Raw genomic sequence first — 17,738 nt, 5'->3', positions numbered from 1 at the left:
GGGCTGCTGTCAACCAGCCACACGCTACCGGCCTCCCCTCAGCCAGACGGGACCGTGAGAGCAAACCACCGGCTTCAGCCGGTGGTAGTTGACGGCCATACCTCCCTCGCGCGAACGCTGCCCCCGCAAGACCCGGTAAAACTCGCGTTCAGATCATGCGTCAGTGCTCGCTGAGTGGTTCCCGAACACACTGAGAATCGGTCCCGACGGCTAGTGCGGTGAACCTATGTGGTTTACCGCACTAGCGCCACAAGATCCATGCAAGTCGGTCTCTACGGAGTCAGGGGATTGCCAGGCGAGTAGTCGCCGAGGCTGGTGAGCAGCTTGCGCAGTAGTCCGGCGAGATCTTCCTGGTCACGGCCGCTCAGTTTGCTGAGGAGCTTCGCCTCCAGGTCGACATGGTCGACGACGACTCGGTCGATCAGCTCCCGGCCACGCTCGGTCAACGTGATCAACACGCTGCGCCGATTGAGGGGATCGACCTCGCGGGTCACCAGCTCCCTGGCGACGAGGCGGTCGATCCGGTTGGTGATCGCTCCGGAGGTGACCATCGACTGCTCGACCAACTGCCCCGCGGTGAGCTGATACGGCTGCCCGGACCGGCGCAGCGTCCCCAGGATGTCGAACTCCCATAGCTGCAGGTCATGTGTGGCGAAGTGGTCACGAAGCTCGCGTTCGAGTAGTCGGCAGGCGCGCTGGATCCGGGCCACCACGCCCATCGGCGTGGGGTCGATGTCGGGCCGCTCGGTCCGCCACTGGTTCATCCGCCAGTCGACGTTGTCCTCCACGGGCCTGCCGCCTCCAGAACATCTCAACGTGAAACTGTTTGACGCGATCCTAACAGGCGGCTACATTCGCGAACGTTGAATATTTCAACGTTAAGGAGATTGGATGAGGCAGGCCCCGAGCCGGGCGGACGCGCTCAGCGCGTCCCCGCCCGGTAGCACCCTGGGACCGACCGCGCTGACCGCGCTGACCGCGGTCGCGCCGGTCAGTTGGGGGACCACGTACCTGGTCACCACCGAGTTTCTCCCGCCCGGCCACCCGTTGGTGTCCGGTGTGATCCGCGCGCTGCCGGCGGGGCTGATCCTGCTCGCCATCACGCGCCGGCTGCCGCACGGCAAGTGGCTGTGGCGCTCGTTGCTGCTCGGCACCCTCAACATCGGCGCGCTCTTCGCCCTGCTGTTCGTCGCCGCCTATCGGTTACCGGGTGGCATCGCGGCGACTCTCACCGCCGTCCTGCCGTTGTTCGTCGCCGGCCTGGCGGTCCTGCTGCTCGGTGAGAAGCCCACACGCTGGCTGCTCGGCTGGGGCCTGGTCGGCGTGGTGGGCGTCGGGTTGATCGTCCTGCGCGGCCGGCTCTCCTTCGACCTGCTCGGCATCCTGGCCGGCATCGCGGCTGCCGGCGTGATGGCCGGCGGGATCGTCCTGACCAAACGCTGGGGACGTCCTGAGGGCGCCGGCGCAGCGACCATCGCGGGCTGGCAGCTCACTGCCGGCGGTCTCGTGCTCGTCCCGCTCGCGCTCGCGTTCGAGGAGCTTCCGTCCGAACTGGATCTTCGTGCGATCGGCGGCTACGCGTGGCTGTCCGTCGTGGGCGCCCTGCTTTCCTTCCTGATCTGGTTCCACGGCATCGGCAAGCTGCCCGTGGTCGCCGCGTCGTTCCTCGCCCTGCTCTCACCCACGGTCGCCACGATCCTGGGCTGGCTGTTTCTCGGTGAATCCCTGACGCCGTGGCAGGGTGTCGGGTTCGTGCTCGCGCTGACCGCCATCGCCGCCGCTCAGCTGCCACCCGACGTTGTCCGCAACCTGGTCCGTATCCCCGCTACCACCAAAGGAGAATGAGCGTGTCGCGCACCGTGCTGATCACCGGAGCCACTGGAACCGTGTCCACCGCGTTGATGAATGCGCTGGAAGGGGCCGATGTGGACCTCCGCGCTCTCGTCCGCCAAGAGTCCAAAGCGGCCGGCACGTACGGGCAGAGCGCCGAGGTCTTCGTCGGTGACCTCGATGACGCCCGGTCGCTGCCGCCCGCCTTCGAGGGCGTGCAGGACGTGTGGCTGCTCACCCCGAACGGCCCGCGAGCCCCGGAGCACAACATGAACGCCGTGTGGGCCGCACGCCAGGCCGGTGTGGAGCGCATCGTGCGCTTGTCCGTCGTCGGCGCGGCACACGACGCGCCGAACCGCAGTGGCAGGCTGCACGCGCTGTCCGACCGGGAGACCGAACGATGCGGCATGCGCTGGACGATCCTGCGTCCCCACTGGTTCATGCAGAACCTGCTGAACGAGGCGGGCGACATCGCCGCCACCGGCACGTTCTCGCTGAACATGGCCTCGGCGCGGATCGGCATGATCGACGTTCGCGACATCGCCGAGTGCGCTGCCCGCGTGCTCCTCGACGACCCGGATCGCCACCACGGTCAGACGTACACCCTCACCGGCCCGCGCTCGCTGACGTTGGACGAGGTCGCCGGCCAATTGAGTCTCGCTCTCGGCAGGTCCATCACGTACCTGCCGGTCAGTGACGACGCCAAGCGCAAGACACTGCTCGGCTACGGCGTTCCGCAATGGATCGCCGACATGCTCGAGGAGTACGCGCAGGCGTATGTCTCCGGCTGGGGAGACTTCACCACCGATACGGTCGCCGACCTTCTCGGCCACCCCCCGCGTGACATCGCCGGCTTCGTCCGCGACCACGCCGCAGCGTTCACCTCGGCCGACGACAACTGAAACCGTGACCCGGTGGTCATCTTCATGATCCACAGTGAAGATCTCACGAGATGGTAGAAATAGGGCGCAAGTGAGGTCCTGGGAGTAGGGGCATGGATGATCCGGGTTCTGCTCGCCGAGGACATGCACATGGTCCGAGGGGCACTGGTCGCACTGCTGGAGCTCGAACCCGACATCAAGGTGGTCGCGGAGGCGGCGACCGGCGACGAGATCGTGCCCATGGCGCTGGAGCACCAGCCGGACGTGGCGGTGATCGACGTCGGGCTGCCCGGCGTCGACGGGCTCACCGCCACGGCCGAGCTGCGCAGGCGGTTACCGCGATGCCGGGTGCTGGTCGTGACGAGTTTCGGCCGCCCGGGAAACGTCCGCAGGGCCTTCGCCGCCCAGGCGTCCGGGTTCGTGGTCAAGGACGCCCCGCCGGACCAGCTCGCCGACGCGATCAGGAGGGTCGCGGCGGGTGAGCGGGTGGTCGATCCCCAGCTCGCCGTGGCCGCGCTGGAGGTGGTGGAGAGCCCGCTCAAGCCGCGCGAGCTGGAGGTGCTCCGGAGGTTCTCCGACGGCGAGGACGTGGAGCAGATCGCCGAGGCGCTGTTCCTGTCCGTGGGCACCATACGCAACTACCTCACCCAGATCGTCGCCACGCTGCACGCCCGCAACCGGCTGCACGCCGTCCGGATCGCCCAGGACGCCGGTTGGCTCTGAGCCCGGCCCGCCTGCTCGCCGCCTTCATCTGCGTGATGTGCCTGGTGCGGGTGCTCTTCCACGTCGGCGAGGCCTCGGCCGGGCCGGTGACCGTGGACAGCATCGTCCTGGTCGCCGCGCTCCAGCTGCAGATCTCGCTGCCGGGCAGGCGGCGCCTGTCCGCCGTGCTCTTCCCGGTGCAGGCCGTGCTCAACTACCTGCCCCTGCTGGTCGAGGCCGGCAGCTGGCGGGCCGGCGGCTCGGGTTTCGTCGCCGCCTCGGCGCTCCTCACGGTGAGCGGTCCCGCCGCGTGGCTGGTCTTGGGGCTGATCGCGGTGGTCGAGGGCGCCATAGCGGTCGCGCTGGACCGCGCACCCGTGCACGTCTATTACGCGGTCGTCGCCCCCCTCAATCTCGGCCTGATGCTGTACGGCCTCAGCCGGCTCGCCGACCTGCTGGATCACGTACAGCGGGAGCGGTCCGAGCTGGCGGCCAGGGCCGGGGAGGTCGAGCGGCTACGGCTGTGGCGGCACGTACAGCACCTGGTGGTGAGCAGCGTGTCCGCCGTCGAGCATCTGGCGCGACGGGCGCGGCGCCAGGGCGAGGCGGAGGCGGTGCGGAACCAGGTCTCCCGGGCCGTCGCCATCGCACGGAAGGCGCTGGACCGGGTACGGTCTCTCCCGCCCGCCGACGGCCCGATCCCGTTCCCGCCTCGTGATCACGACGGACGCATCGTACGGCTGGCCACACCGATCCTCGTCGTCACGCACGTGCTGTTCATCGGGCAGGCCCTGTTCAACTTCGCCGCCGGCGAGGCCCTCGATCCCGGCTCGGGAGACGTCGGCTACCTGGCCCTGATGCCCGTGACCTTCGCCCTGCAGTTCTGGCACCTGGCCGCCCTGCGTGCGGGCAGGCGACCGAGGGGCCTGGGCTGGACGCTGGTGGCTCAGGGCATGACCATCTACCTGCCCCTGGCGGACGGGGAGACGGCCGCGCTCATGGTGTCGGGGTTCTTCGCCAGCGTCGTCCTGCTCTGCGCGCGGGCGCCGGTGTCGTGGCCGTTGTGCGTGGCGATCTGCGGCATCGCGGCGGTGGAGGGCTGGCTCACCCGGAGCCCGCTCCTCGGCGGCTACCAGTTCTGCACTGCCCTGGCCACTGCTCTGGCGGTCTACGGCCTGACCCGGCTGGTCGCTCTCGTCACCGAACTCAGGCAGACCAGGGCGGAGCTCGTCGAGCTGGCGGCCCTACGGGAGCGGCTGAGGGTGGGCAGGGACGTGCACGACCTGCTCGGCCGCGGTCTCACCACGATCGTCCTGCACGGGGAGCTCACGCTGCGCCTGCTCGACGTGGACCCTGGCCGGGCGATGGGGCAACTCGATCGGGTGACGGAGGCGGCGCGGGCCGCGCTCTCGGACACCGCCCGGGTGAGCGCACCGGATCAGCGCCTGTCGCTGGCCGCCGAGGTCGAGTCCGCCAGAGCCGTGCTGGAGTCGGCGGGCGCGGCCGTGCGGATCGACGCCGTGCCCGTACCCGGGCCGGCCGAGCCCGTGCTCGCGGTGGTGCTGCGCGAGGCGGTCACCAATGTCCTCAGGCACAGCACACCGGACGAGTGCCTGGTCGAGATCACCGTCGAGGACGGCCGCGTACGGCTGCGCGTCACCAACGACGGGGCCAACGACGGACCCGCCCCTGCCCTCACCTCTGCCTCCGACGCGCCCGGCACGGGGCTGCCGAGCCTGCGCGCCCGGCTGGCCGCCATCGGCGGCGAGCTCACCACCACCCGGACCGGCGACCGCTTCGAGCTCCTCGCCCGCACACCAGTCGATCATGAGGATCTCACGCCCACGAGGTGAACCCGGCGACTGTGCCGCGGAGCGCCCGGTGCCTCACAGTGGGTCCGCCACACTGACACGAAAGATCAATCGGGGACAATGAAACGTCGACAGTTCCTCGCGGCCGCCGCGCTCTCCGGCCTCGCCTCGGCCTGCGGCTCCAGCGCCGCGGCCCCGCGCACCACGAGCGATCCGGCCGCCTTCCGCACCGAGCTACGTGTGCCGCCGCTGCTCGAGCCCAAGGTGGACAAGGACGGGACGCGGAGATTCACACTGACGATGCAGCGGGGCCGCAGTGAGATCCTGGCCGGCAAGCCGGTCGAGACCTGGGGGTTCAACGGCCCGCACCTCGGGCCGACGATCCGGGCGGCACGCGGCGACCGGATCCGGATGACGGTGACCAACCGGCTGGACGAGGCGAGTACCGTGCACTGGCACGGAATGCGGCTGCCCGCGAAGATGGACGGCGGGCCGCACCAGATGATCGAACCGGGCGCCACGTGGAGTCCGCACTGGACCATCGACCAGCCCGCCGCCACCTCCTGGTATCACCCGCACCCGCACGGCCAGACCGCCAAGCACGTCTACCGTGGCCTCGCCGGCATGTTCATCATCGACGACCGGACCGGAGCGGAGCTTCCCGGCACGTACGGGATCGACGACGTCCCCCTCATCCTGCAGGACAAGAGGTTCGCCGAGGACGGCTCACCGACGGGCGACCCGTTGACGGGCACCTTCGGCATTCTGGGCGACCACATCCTGGTCAACGGCACGCACGCCCCCTTCGTGAACGTCCGCACCGAGCGGGTGCGCTTCCGGATCCTCAACGGATCGAACGCCCGGATGTACCACCTCACGTTCGCCGACCGCCGCGCGTTCCACATCGTCGGCAACGACGCCGGCCTGCTGCCCGCCCCGGTCCAGGTGGACCAGGTCTCGCTCACGCCGGGCGAGCGCGTGGAGGTCGTCGTGACCTTCACGGGCGGCGAGCAGGTCCTGCTCCGCACGCTCTCGGGGTCTGACAACATCGACGAGGGCGACTTCGACCTCCTGAAGATCGTCGCCGCGCCGCGGCTCGCCACCTCTCCCCGCCTGCCGGCCCGCCTGGCCGGCCCCGCTCCGATCGCGGTCCCCCCGAACGCCAAGGTCCGCCGGTTCCGGCTCAACGGCCACGACGCCATCAACGGCAAGGAAATGGACCTGTCGCGAATCGATGAGGTGGTTCCCGCCGGCGCCACCGAGATCTGGGAGATCGAGAACACCGTCTACGCCCACAACTTCCACATCCACGAGGTGGCCTTCCAGGTGCTCGACGTGGACGGGGAGAAACCGCCCGCGTACGCGAGCGGCCACAAGGACACCGTCTACGTGCCGCCGAAGAGCACGGTACGGCTCGCCGTCCAGTTCGGCCGGTTCACCGATCCGGCCACGCCGTACATGTACCACTGCCACATCCTCCGGCACGAGGACTCCGGCATGATGGGGCAGTTCGTGATCGTGGAGCCGGGCACCGAGAACCAGGTGCCCCGTACGATCGCCGCCCACCACGTTTGACGCGTTCGCCGCCATGAATGGCGACGATTCAGCCTGTGCCGCATACGCGACACTTCTGCGGCTTCCTGCTTCATCGACCTGCGCCACCGGGGTGGTCTTACCGGGTCTCCACAGGCTTTCGAGCCTCACGGCTCCGTTCCCGCCCGTCCGGCGGTAGCTGACACGATGACGCCACCAGCCGCCGATCCGCCTCGGCGGCGAATCGGCTGTCCTTGCCCCGCTGCGGTCAGCCGGTGCGGCGGGAGCGGGCCATGTGCGGGCAGGCGGCGTAGTGGACTTCCTCAGCTGACCGGCCAGGCGCATCGCCGGGCTGGCGCTGCCGGGGGATTCGCGGGGCTTCGACCCCCGGTGCGCCACCATCGTTCCCGACGATGGTGGCGCGACCCCGCGTTTCGGTGACTGCTATTCGACGTGCAACACCGTCCAGTGCGGAGGAGTCCCTGTGCCCATGACGTCGAAGCAATTGCAGCTGCCGCAGCCAGGGATCATTTCGGTACCTCGCCTCACCTAGGGGAATCGGGCTTGTACCCACAGTAACTCCGGCATGCGCTCGCGTGCATGCCACAGTTACGGATCCCGGCCCAAGAGCCGGCCATGTGGCGCGTCAGCCGTAGCTGCTGGACGCGGTATCGAAGATCTTGCGCAACGCTGTGGCGACCGGCTCGACGGGCGCCGACAGGTCCTCGATCCGCTTGGTGTGGCGGCGCCACTCTCGCTCGGACAGCACCACCGTCAGCCTGGCCGCCCCGGCCAGCGCGGCCAGGACGCGGACGTCCTGCGCCAGGCGGCCCGTCGGCTGACCGCCGCGCACGGCTCTGCCGACTTGCTCGGCGAGCCTGCGCGAGAGGTACGGCCGGCGTGGCGTGATCCGCTTGGCCGGGAACAGCAGGATCCTGCGCCGCTCCACGCGGATCAGCCGGGCGGCCTCCAGCTCGTCGCGCACCAGGCGGTACGCGAGCGAGCTGTCCTTGCCGACCCAGCGCCGCCACGACCGTGGCGGGGAGTTCGCGATCTGCTCCCAGACGGCCGCCTCCAGAGGGCCGGGATCGGCGGGGGCGGTGACCGCGCGCGCCTTGCCCGACTCATCCGCCAGGTTGCCGCCCAGCAGGAGCTCGGCGAGGGCCGCCGCGCGCAGGAGGTAGCCCAGGCTGCCCCGGCCGGTCAGCTTTTCCTTGCGGAGGTCGAAGGCCAGCAGGAAGGCCGACCGCGGCAGGGACTCACCCTGCGCCACCCGCGTCCTCGGCTCCATCTGCCGCCCCCTCTTCTCGGGTTTCTTCCACGGATTCCTCCGGACTCTTCCTCGGTCGTCCGCGCGGTCGCATCCGTCCCACGTCGTTGGGCAGGCGCCCGGCCTCGGACAGGGCCTTGCGCAGCAGGAACTCGATCTGCGCGTTCGTACTGCGCAGCTCGTCGGACGCCCACTTCGCCAGCGCGTCGTGGACGACCGGATCGAGCCGCAGCAGGATCTTCTTCCGTTCCACGGCGGTTACTTACTGGTAGAGCGTGCCGGTATTGACGATCGGCTGCGTGTCTCGGTCTCCGACCAGCACCACGAGCAGGTTGCTGACCATGGCGGCCTTGCGCTCCTCATCCAGCTCGACCACGTCGAGCTCGGCGAGCTTGGCCAGGGCCATCTCGACCATGCCGACGGCCCCCTCGACGATTCGCTGCCTGGCCGCCACCACCGCGCCGGCCTGCTGACGCCGCAGCATGGCGTGGGCGATCTCGGGCGCGTAGGCCAGGTGGATGATGCGGGACTCGATGACCTTCACCCCGGCGGAGGCCACCCTGGCGGCGATCTCGGCGGACAGCCTCTCGTTGATCTCGTCGGCGTTGTCCCGCAGCGACAGCCTCGGCTCACCGTGGGAGTCGTAGGGGTAGCTGCCCGCGATGTGCCGCACCGCCGTCTCCGCCTGGATGGCGACGAACTCCACGAAGTCGTCCACCTCGAAGACGGCCTGTGCCGTGTCCCGCACCTGCCAGACCACCACGGTCGCCATCTGGATGGGGTTGCCGTCGGCGTCGTTGACCTTGGTCACCTCCGTCTCGTGGTTGCGGATCCTCGTGGACACGCGCCGCCGCATGGTGATCGGGTTGACCCACTGCAGGCCCGGCGTGCGCAGCGTGCCGACGTAGCGGCCGAGCAGCTGGACGACCCTGGCCTCGCCGGGCGCCACCGCGGTGAGGCCGAAGCTCAGCACCACACCGGCGATGATCGCCAGAGCGGCGACCACGGCCAGCCACATCCCGCCCTGCCCGGACCCCGTGGCCAGCATGACGATCCCCATGACCAGCAGCGCGAGCCCGGCCAGGACCAGCGCCGTCACCACCCCCAGCATCACGAACCCGTTGGCGGCCCGTACCGGGCGCTCGCTCGTGCGCGGCTCCGGCATGTCCACGAGGGTCCCTTCGAGTGCGACCCCGCCTGATGTGTCGCTCATTTCCCCTGTCCCTCCTCCGCGAGCTATCCAACTACTATCAAAGTGATATCACTTTTCCCTAAAGGGGGCAAGGGGGTCATGGTCGGCAGGACGGGCCGCCGGTCAGAACGGACTACGGCGCAGAGGTTCGTGGACCATCGCGCTCTCGGCGAGGCCGGCCACGACGGACGGATCCGGCGGCAGCGGGATGCGGCCTCCGCACGTGGCGAGCCGGTGGAGCGGCGGGTACGCGAAACCGGCGCGGGACTGCCCCGCGACGGTCGGCGTCGCCTCTCCGGAGCAGTCCGCTAAGCGGTGAAATCAGCGAAATCGAAGCCCGGCGACACCACGCAGCTCACCAGGACGGCCTCGGTGCCCGCTGGGCGGGCCGACTGCCACGTACCGCCGGGCACGACCGCCTGTGGCACCTGGCCGTCCTCCACCTGCGGGCCGAGCGTGATCGTGGCGTCCCCGATCGTCAGGCTCAGCGGGCCGCCACGGTGCCACAGCCAGACCTCGTCCGACTTGACCAGGTGCGGCACCGACTCCTCGCCCGGTTGCAGCAGGAAATAGATGCCCGTGGCGCTGGCCCGGGGACCTTCGTAGCCCTCCGGCTGGAACGTCACCGCCGCTCTCCAGGTCTCCCGGAACCAGCCGCCCTCCGGGTGGGGGAGCAGGTCGAGGGCCGCGGCGATGGGCGGGCGCTCGACGAACGCGACCGGGGCCCCCGTGACATCCCTGCGCAGGAAGCGGGTGCCGTCCAGGACGAGCTGTCCCTCCAGCGGGCTGGTCAGGGCCGCGGCCTCGTCGGCCACCTCGATGGACGGGCCGTCGGGATAGGTCTTCAGCTCCACCCAGGTGAGTTTAGGGGGATATTTCCGGACACTGGTGATTTCTGGACGAGGTGGACGTCAGTGTCTTCGGCGGGCTTGTCGCAGTCGCCGCGAAATGTCGGTCGGAGTGGCTAGTCTGCGGCAGGTGATCGAACGGTGGAGCCGTGATCAGGTGCTCGCCCTCGCCCCCGACGCGCCCTCCCAGAAGGCGGCCCAAGGGGTGGCGGCGCCCGGCAAATGGTCCTTGCGCGGCACGACGGGCACGGTCCTCTACGGCGCGTGCAAGGGCAGCGGGACCAAGCCCTATCTGGCCTGCGTCGACCTGACCGAGCCCGCATACCGCTGCAACTGCCCGAGCCGGAAGTTCCCCTGCAAGCACGCGCTCGGGCTGCTGCTCCTGTGGTCGGCCGACGGGGTGCCGGTGGAGGAGGCGGCGCCGCAGTGGGTGACGGAGTGGGTGGAGGCGCGTGCCGAGCGCGCCGCCAAGGCAGCGGCCCGGATGGAGGCCGCCCGCGCCAAGGCCGCCGAACCGGCTGGGGACGGCGCGGATGCCGAGGACGCGGCCGTCGCGGCGGGGCAGGCGGATGCCGAGGGCAAGGCCGTCGCCGCGGGGCAGGCGGGCGCCGAGGACGCGGCCGTCGCGGCGGGGCAGGCGTTCGCCGGGCCGGAGCCGGATGGCGGTGCCGCGGGGCAGGCGCGGGCCGCCGGCTCGGGGCGTTCGGGGAGCAAGCGGGGTGGCGTTGCGGACGGGGAGTCCGTACGGCATGCGCGCGTCGCGTCCGGGCTGGCCGAGCTGGAGCGCTGGCTGGCCGACCAGGTGCGCCAGGGCCTGGCGGGGGCCTCCGAGCACGACTGGGACGGCCTGGCCAAGCGCCTCATCGACGCTCAGGCCCCCGGGGTCGCGGGCATCGTGTCGCGGCTGTCGCGGGTGCGGGCGGAGGACGACTGGCCCGGGCGGCTGCTGGAGGAATACGCCCTGATCAACCTCCTCGCCGTCGCCTACCGGCGGCGGGCGGAGCTGCCCGCCCCGCTGGCGCAGACGGTCCTGATCCGCACCGGCTTCCCCGTCACCAGGGAACAGGTGCTGACCGGGTCCGCCGTGCGGGACCTGTGGGACGTTCTGGGCCGGCGCGACGACGAGCAGGACCGGCTGACGGCCCGCCGCGTCTGGCTCCGCGGCCGCCGCACCGGCCGGCCCGCGCTCATCCTCTCGTTCGCCCCGCAGGGCCAGGCCCTGGACGCGTCCCTGGTCACCGGCACCACCATCGAAGCCGACGTGACCTTCTACCAAGGCGCCGCCCCGTTGCGCGCCCTGGTCGCCACCCGCTACGGCGCCGTCTCCGCGTCCGAGCTCGCCTCCGGCTACAGCACCGTGTCCGCGTCCGGGTCCGGCTACGGTGCCGGGTCCGCGGCCGGACGCGCCGCCCGGCCGGCGAGCCCGCATCCGGCCGTGCCGCCGGGGGTGTCGCCGGAGGACGCGCTCGATGAGGTGGCCAGGGCGGTGGCCGAGGATCCGTGGACCGAGTCCTGGCCGCTCGTGCTGGCCGCGGTGACCCCCGAGCGGGCCTCGATCGGCGGCCTCCCGCTGCACCCCAAGGCCCGCGACCCCTGGCGGCTGATCGCCGTCTCCGGCGGGCAGCCGCTGACGGTGGCCGTCGAATGGACACCGCAGGGCCTGCGGCCCCTGACCACCTGGGACGAGGACGGAATGGCGGTGATCTTGTGAGCACCTGGGAAGAGCTGGCGTCGGCGGCGCTCGTGGGGACCGACCGGCGGCCGTACCACGGCTCACTGCTCGAAGCCGCCGCCGTCCAGGTGGCGCGGCGGCGGGCCGGGATGCGGCTGGGGACAGTCGGGGGACCGGAGCCCGCGCCCGAGGAGGAGCGGCCCGCCGTCGGCAGGCGCGCCGCCGAGCGCCTGGCCAGGATCATGGGCGGCGAGCACGAGAGGCTGCTCGCGGAGTGGCTGGCCGCGGCGGCCGAGACCGGCCGCAGGGTGCTCCCTTACGTGCTGCCCGAACTGCTCGAACGCGGCAGGCGCGACCGCTCGATCCGGGTCCATCTCGGTGTGCTGGCCGGGCAGCGCGGCAGGTGGCTCGCCGCACAGAACCCCGCCTGGGCGTACCTCCTGGAAGAGCCGACGGGCGAGACGTGGGAGCTGGGCGGTGCGGCCGACCGGCTGGCGCACCTGCGCACGCTCAGGGCCGCCGAGCCCGCCGCGGCCAGGCGGCTGCTGGAGAGCACATGGGAGCGCGAGACGCCCGACGACCGGGCCGCGTTCGTCGAGGTGCTGGCCGACGGGCTGAGCATGGACGACGAGCCGTTCCTGGAGTCGGCCCTGGACGACCGCCGCAGAGAAGTACGCCAGTCCGCCGCCAACCTCCTCACCCGCCTCCCCGGCTCGCGCCTGTCCCAGCGCATGGCCGGGAGGGTGAGAGCCTGCGTGGCCATCGCCGGCAACGTCATCGCCATCGAAGCCCCCAAGGAATGCGACAAGGCGATGGAACGCGACGGCATCCGCCTCAAACCGCCCAGAGGCATCGGCGAGCGGGCCTGGTGGCTGCAGCAGATCATCGCCCGCGCGCCGCTGGCGGTCTGGGGCCGGCCGCCCACCCGGCTGCTCCAGCTGAAGATCCCCGACTGGGACGCCGAGGTGAAGGCCGCCTGGGTGCGCGCCGCCGTACTGCAGAAGGACCCGGAGTGGGCGCGGGCGATGTTCGGGTGGGACCCGATCGCCGACCTCCTGGAGTCACTCCCGCCCGACGAGCAGCAGGAGCTCGCCGCCGAGTTCGTCCGCGAGCACGACCTCGACAGCCAGTTGATCATGGTGCTCGGCGGAGTGTCGTCCCATTGGCGCGAGGGGCTGGCCACGGCCGTCCTCCGCAAGATCGTGAAGGTGGCCACCACGCAGCCGTGGAACCTCGGCGAGCTGGTCAAGCTGGCGGGCGAGCGCATCGACCCGGCGCTGTTCTGGCTTGCCGAGAGTTACTCGCCCGTGGAGTCCATCCAGCAGGTGGCGGCCCTGCTGCGGTTCCGTGCCGACATGTACAGGGAGCTGCGCGCTCCCGACGCGAGCGAAACGAGCAATCGATGACATCCAGCATCTCGGTCATGAGACCGGCGAAGGAGACCCCGTGACCGTTCTGCGCCCGCACGCGGAAGACCAGTACGCCGAAGAGCTGGCTCTCCTGGCCAAGGACGACGACCGGCTCAGGCCGCCGGGCTGGAAGCTGTCGCCGTGGGCCGTCACCACGTACATCCTGGGCGACGGCGACCGCGTCACCCCCAAATACGTCGGCGCGCGGCGCATCGTCGAGGTCGCCGTCGCCACGCTGGCGACCGACCGCGCGCTGCTGCTGCTCGGCGTGCCCGGCACCGCCAAGACGTGGCTGTCGGAGCACCTGGCCGCCGCCATCAGCGGCGACTCGACACTGCTCGTGCAGGGCACCGCCGGCACCGCCGAGGAGGCCATCCGGTACGGCTGGAACTACGCCAGGCTGCTGGCCGAGGGCCCGTCGATGGAGGCGCTGACGCCGTCGCCCGTGATGCGCGCGATGGCCGAGGGCCGCATCGCCCGCGTCGAGGAGCTGACCCGGATGCCGTCCGACGTGCAGGACGCCCTGATCACCGTGCTGTCGGAGAAGACGCTGCCGATCCCCGAGCTCAACCGCGAGGTGCAGGCCGAGCGCGGCTTCAACGTCATCGCCACCGCCAACGACCGCGACCGGGGCGTCAACGAGCTGTCCAGCGCGCTGCGCCGGCGCTTCAACACGGTCGTGCTGCCCGTGCCGGCCACCGCCGAGGAGGAGGTGGACATCGTCACGCGCCGCGTCGCCCAGCTCGGCCGCGCGCTGGAGCTGCCCGAGACGACGACCGGCCTGGCGGAGATCAGGCGGGTGGTGACGGTGTTCCGGGAGCTGCGCACCGGCGTGACCGAGGACGGCCGCACCAAGGTCAAGTCGCCGAGCGGGACCCTGTCCACGGCCGAGGCCATCTCCGTGCTCACCAACGGCATCGCGCTGGCCGCCCACTTCGGCGACGGCGTGCTGCGCCCGGCCGACGTGGCCGCCGGGATCGTGGGCGCGGTGGTGCAGGAGCCGGTGTCGGACCGGGTGGTGTGGCGCGAATACCTGGAGACGGTGGTACGCGAGCGTTCGGACTGGCGAGACTTCTACCGCGCCTGCCGCGAGGCGACATGACCGGCACCCCCGGCCCCACCCCCGACATCGGGCCGGGCGCGACGGGCGTGCTGTTCGTCGGTGACACGAAGGTCTCGGTCCTCGGTGTGCGGCACCATGGGCCGGGGTCGGCGCGGGCCGTGCGGGCGGAGCTGGAGCGCCTGCGCCCCGACGCGATCCTCATCGAAGGCCCGCCCGAGGCCGACCCGCTCATCCCGCTTGCCCCGGATCTGGAGCCACCGGTCGCGTTGCTCGCGCACGTGCCCGGGCAGCCGGCCCGCGCCGCGTTCTGGCCCTTCGCGGTGTTCTCGCCCGAGTGGCAGGCCATCCTGTACGGCACGTCCGCCGGCATCCCGGTACGCTTCTGCGACCTGCCCGCGGCCCATTCCCTGGCTGTGGACCCCGGCGAGGGCGAGGTCCCCGACCTGCGGGCCGACCCCATCGGGTCGCTCGCCGCGGCCGCCGGATACGACGACCCGGAGCGCTGGTGGGAGGACGTCGTCGAGCACCGCGGCGATACGCCGTTCGAGGCGATCGCCGAGGCCATGGCCGCCGTCCGCGAGGGACACGTGCCGGATGAGCGGGAGGCCAGGCGCGAGGCGTACATGCGCAAGAGCATCCGCGCGGCACTCAAGCAGGGCTACGCCAGGATCGCGGTGATCTGCGGCGCCTGGCACGTCCCGGCGCTGGCGGGGCCGCTGCCGCCGGCCGCGGCCGACAACGCGGTCCTGCGCGGCCTGCCCAAGGTGAAGGCCGAGCTGACGTGGGTCCCGTGGACGTACGGGAGGCTGGCGTCGTGGAGCGGCTACGGCGCGGGGATCACCTCGCCGGGCTGGTACCACCACCTGTTCAGCGTCCCCGACCGGCCCGTGGAGCGGTGGCTGGCCGCGGCCGCGGCCGTGCTGCGCGATGAAGGGCTGGCGGTGTCGTCCGCGCACGTCATCGAGTCCGTACGGCTGGCCGGCAGCCTGGCCGCGCTGCGCGGCCGGCCCCTGGCCGGGCTCGGCGAGGTCACCGAGGCGGCCAGGGCCGTGCTGTGCGAGGGCGACGACCTGCCCGTGGAGCTGATCCAGCGGCGCATGGTCGTCGGCGACCGGCTCGGCCACGTCACCGACGGCACGCCGATGGTGCCGCTCCAGCGTGACCTGCGCGAACAGCAGCGGCGGCTGAAGCTCAAGCCCGAGGCGCTGGACCGCGAGCTCGACCTCGACCTGCGCAAGCCGCTCGACCTCGGCCGCAGCCACCTGCTGCACCGGCTGCGGCTGCTGGACGTCGGCTGGGGGACGCCTGGGCAGGCGCGGGGCAAGGGCACGTTCAGGGAGACGTGGACGTTGCAGTGGCGGCCCGAGCACGATCTCGCGCTCATCGAGCACGCCGCGCTGGGCACCACCGTGGCCGCCGCCGCCGCGCGGCGTGCCGGGGATCTGGCGGGGGCGGAGTCGGCGGCGCTGGCGGATCTGACGTCGCTGGTCGAGCAGTGCCTGCTGGCCGAGCTGCCGCAGGCGTTGCCGGAGGTGCTGGCGGCGCTGTCGGCCAAGGCGGCGCTGGACACCGACGTCACGCACCTGATGGCGGCGCTGCCCGCGATGGTGCGGGCCCACCGGTACGGCGACGTCCGTGGCACCTCGGCCGAAGGGCTGGTGGTGATCGTGCGGTCGATGCTGGAACGGATCTGCGTCGGGCTGCCGGTGGCGGCGACCGGGCTGGACGACGACGCGGCGGCCGACCTGCTCAAGCACGTGGACGCGGTGCACGCGGCCGTCGCCCTCCTCACCGAGCCGCCGGCCGGCGCCGTCCTCGCCGGGCCTCCCACATCCGTGCCCGCCTCCACCGAGGACGCTACGCCGGGTGAGGGCCCGGCCTCGGCCGTTGGGGTCGCATCCGGGGCGTCGCCGCAGAGCCGGTGGCTGGTCACGTTGCGGGGCCTCAGCGACCGGCCGGACCTGCACGGCCTCATCGAAGGCAGGCTGACCAGGATCCTGCTGGACGCGGGAGAGCTCGAAGACGCCGGTGACCGGATGTCCAGGGCCATGTCCCGCGGCCAGACCCCGGTAAGGGCGGCCGCCTGGGTCGAGGGGTTCCTGGCCGGGGGCGGCCTGCTGCTGGTGCACGACCCGCGCCTGCTCAACCTGGTGGACGGCTGGCTCACGGGCCTGTCCGGCGACCAGTTCACCGACGTGCTGCCGCTGCTGCGCCGTACGTTCGGGGGCTTCGCCGCGCCCGAGCGCAGGGCGGTCGGCGAGCGCCTGCGGTCGGCGGGGACCGGGGAACGGGAAGGGGAGCAGGGCGTGGACGAGCGGCGTGCGGCGGCGGCCGTCGAGACCATACTGAGGATCATGGGGAGGACGGGCGGATGAGCGCGTCCGACGAGCGCATGCGCAGGTGGCGGCTGGTCCTGGGCGGCGGCGACGCCGACGGCACCGGATGCGGCCTGCAGGGCGCCGACGTGCAGATGGACGCGGCCCTGGCCGCCGTCTACGACCAGGGCAGGGAAGGCGGGCTGGGCGCGTCGGCGCCGCGGGTGGCCCGCTGGCTGGGCGACATCAGGACGTACTTCCCCGCCACGGTCGTCCAGGTCATGCAGAAGGACGCGATCGAGCGGCTGAACCTCACCAGGCTCCTGCTCGAACCCGAGATGCTCGAGGCCGTGGAGCCCGACGTGCACCTGGTCGGCACCCTGCTCGCGCTCAACCGCGTCATGCCCGACCGCGCCCGCGAGTCGGCCAGGGCGCTGGTGCGCAAGGTGGTGGAGGAGCTCGAACGCAGGCTGGCCCAGAAGACGAGGGCGGCCGTGACGGGCGCGCTCGACCGGTCGGCCAGGACGCACCGCCCCAAGCGGGTGGCCGACATCGACTGGGACCGGACGATCCGGGCGAATCTCAAGAACTACCTGCCGGAGCGGAACACCGTCGTCCCGTCCCGGCTCGTCGGATACGCCCGCAGGCAGCGCTCGGTGCAGCGCGAGGTGGTGCTGTGCATCGACCAGAGCGGGTCGATGGCGGCGTCGGTGGTGTATTCGAGCGTGTTCGGCGCGGTGCTGGCCTCGATGCGGTCGCTGAAGACGTCGCTCGTGGTGTTCGACACGGCGGTGGTGGACCTCACCGAGCAGCTGCACGACCCGGTGGAGCTGCTGTTCGGCACGCAGCTCGGCGGCGGCACGGACATCAACCGGGCCATCGCCTACTGCCAGGGCCTCATCACCCGCCCGACCGACTCGATCTTCATCCTGATCAGCGACCTGTACGAAGGCGGCGTCCGCCAGGAGATGCTGCGCCGGGTGGCGGCCATGACGCAGGCGGGCGTGCAGGTGATCGTGCTGCTGGCGCTGTCGGACGAGGGCGCGCCGTTCTACGACCACGAGAACGCCGCCGCGCTGGCCGCGATGGGGGTGCCGGCGTTCGCCTGCACACCCGACGCGTTCCCCGATCTGATGGCCGCCGCGATCGAGCGGCGCGACATCGCGCGGTGGGCCGAACGCCATGTTCCGTCATAGAGCGGCGGGCCCTTCG

The 17,738-nt window shown here is 71.6% G+C and carries 15 protein-coding genes; 10 read left to right on the top strand and 5 right to left on the bottom strand.

The genetic code is table 11. The annotated features are described in order from the left end of the window. Positions 1-272: 272 nt before the first annotated feature. Positions 273-788, bottom strand: a complete 516-nt coding sequence (locus ACTMTI_RS30525) for a MarR family winged helix-turn-helix transcriptional regulator (RefSeq protein ID WP_441124024.1) — start codon at positions 786-788, stop codon at positions 273-275. A 103-nt stretch (positions 789-891) separates the two neighbouring features. On the opposite strand from ACTMTI_RS30525, the gene ACTMTI_RS30520 reads away from it, so the two are divergent. From ACTMTI_RS30520 to ACTMTI_RS30500, 5 genes are all read left to right on the top strand, one after another. Next, complete coding sequence (locus ACTMTI_RS30520) at positions 892-1,845, top strand: EamA family transporter (RefSeq protein WP_441124023.1); 954 nt, start codon at positions 892-894, stop codon at positions 1,843-1,845. A 2-nt stretch (positions 1,846-1,847) separates the two neighbouring features. Further along, positions 1,848-2,732: an SDR family oxidoreductase gene (locus tag ACTMTI_RS30515; protein WP_441124022.1), complete on the top strand. Its 885-nt coding sequence runs from the start codon at positions 1,848-1,850 to the stop codon at positions 2,730-2,732. Positions 2,733-2,828: 96 nt separating this feature from the next. Next, a complete protein-coding gene (locus tag ACTMTI_RS30510; RefSeq protein ID WP_441124021.1) occupies positions 2,829-3,434 on the top strand; it encodes a response regulator transcription factor in 606 nt (201 codons plus the stop codon). After that, positions 3,425-5,266, top strand: a complete 1,842-nt coding sequence (locus ACTMTI_RS30505) for a sensor histidine kinase (RefSeq protein WP_441124020.1) — start codon at positions 3,425-3,427, stop codon at positions 5,264-5,266. The genes ACTMTI_RS30510 and ACTMTI_RS30505 overlap by 10 nt, the downstream gene beginning before the upstream one ends. A 78-nt stretch (positions 5,267-5,344) precedes the next feature. Next, positions 5,345-6,799: a multicopper oxidase family protein gene (locus ACTMTI_RS30500; protein WP_441124019.1), complete on the top strand. Its 1,455-nt coding sequence runs from the start codon at positions 5,345-5,347 to the stop codon at positions 6,797-6,799. Between the two features lie 604 nt (positions 6,800-7,403). Here ACTMTI_RS30500 and ACTMTI_RS30495 read toward each other — a convergent pair. From ACTMTI_RS30495 to ACTMTI_RS30480, 4 genes are all read right to left on the bottom strand, one after another. Further along, positions 7,404-8,048: a GOLPH3/VPS74 family protein gene (locus ACTMTI_RS30495; protein ID WP_441124018.1), complete on the bottom strand. Its 645-nt coding sequence runs from the start codon at positions 8,046-8,048 to the stop codon at positions 7,404-7,406. Further along, positions 8,017-8,280 (bottom strand): hypothetical protein, encoded by a 264-nt coding sequence (locus tag ACTMTI_RS30490; RefSeq protein ID WP_441124017.1) that lies wholly within the window; start codon positions 8,278-8,280, stop codon positions 8,017-8,019. The genes ACTMTI_RS30495 and ACTMTI_RS30490 overlap by 32 nt, the downstream gene beginning before the upstream one ends. Before the next feature lie 9 nt (positions 8,281-8,289). After that, entirely contained in the window at positions 8,290-9,240 is a 951-nt protein-coding gene (locus ACTMTI_RS30485; protein ID WP_441124016.1) for an SPFH domain-containing protein, read from the bottom strand. Between the two features lie 287 nt (positions 9,241-9,527). Next, complete coding sequence (locus ACTMTI_RS30480; RefSeq protein WP_441124014.1) at positions 9,528-10,073, bottom strand: cupin domain-containing protein; 546 nt, start codon at positions 10,071-10,073, stop codon at positions 9,528-9,530. Between the two features lie 124 nt (positions 10,074-10,197). Between ACTMTI_RS30480 and ACTMTI_RS30475 the strand changes: the two genes are divergently transcribed. The 5 genes from ACTMTI_RS30475 to ACTMTI_RS30455 are packed head-to-tail and all read left to right on the top strand — an operon-like array spanning position 10,198 to position 17,722. Further along, on the top strand, positions 10,198-11,778 hold the full coding sequence (locus tag ACTMTI_RS30475) for an SWIM zinc finger family protein (RefSeq protein WP_441124012.1): 1,581 nt from the start codon (positions 10,198-10,200) through the stop codon (positions 11,776-11,778). Next, positions 11,775-13,145: a DUF5691 domain-containing protein gene (locus ACTMTI_RS30470; RefSeq protein ID WP_441124011.1), complete on the top strand. Its 1,371-nt coding sequence runs from the start codon at positions 11,775-11,777 to the stop codon at positions 13,143-13,145. Before ACTMTI_RS30475 ends, ACTMTI_RS30470 begins: the two co-directional genes overlap by 4 nt. Before the next feature lie 40 nt (positions 13,146-13,185). Then, entirely contained in the window at positions 13,186-14,250 is a 1,065-nt protein-coding gene (locus ACTMTI_RS30465) for an ATP-binding protein (protein WP_441124010.1), read from the top strand. Further along, positions 14,247-16,586: a DUF5682 family protein gene (locus ACTMTI_RS30460; RefSeq protein WP_441124008.1), complete on the top strand. Its 2,340-nt coding sequence runs from the start codon at positions 14,247-14,249 to the stop codon at positions 16,584-16,586. The genes ACTMTI_RS30465 and ACTMTI_RS30460 overlap by 4 nt, the downstream gene beginning before the upstream one ends. Then, positions 16,583-17,722 carry a VWA domain-containing protein gene (locus ACTMTI_RS30455; protein ID WP_441124007.1) on the top strand — a complete coding sequence of 380 codons (1,140 nt, stop codon included), beginning with the start codon at positions 16,583-16,585 and terminating at the stop codon, positions 17,720-17,722. The genes ACTMTI_RS30460 and ACTMTI_RS30455 overlap by 4 nt, the downstream gene beginning before the upstream one ends. Positions 17,723-17,738: the final 16 nt, after the last annotated feature.

Origin of the sequence: Nonomuraea sp. H19 (assembly GCF_052068215.1) — a bacterium.
GTDB lineage: Bacteria > Actinomycetota > Actinomycetes > Streptosporangiales > Streptosporangiaceae > Nonomuraea.
The sequence above is the reverse complement of the archived record's forward strand: the minus strand, read 5'-3'. Positions and strand labels throughout refer to the sequence as shown.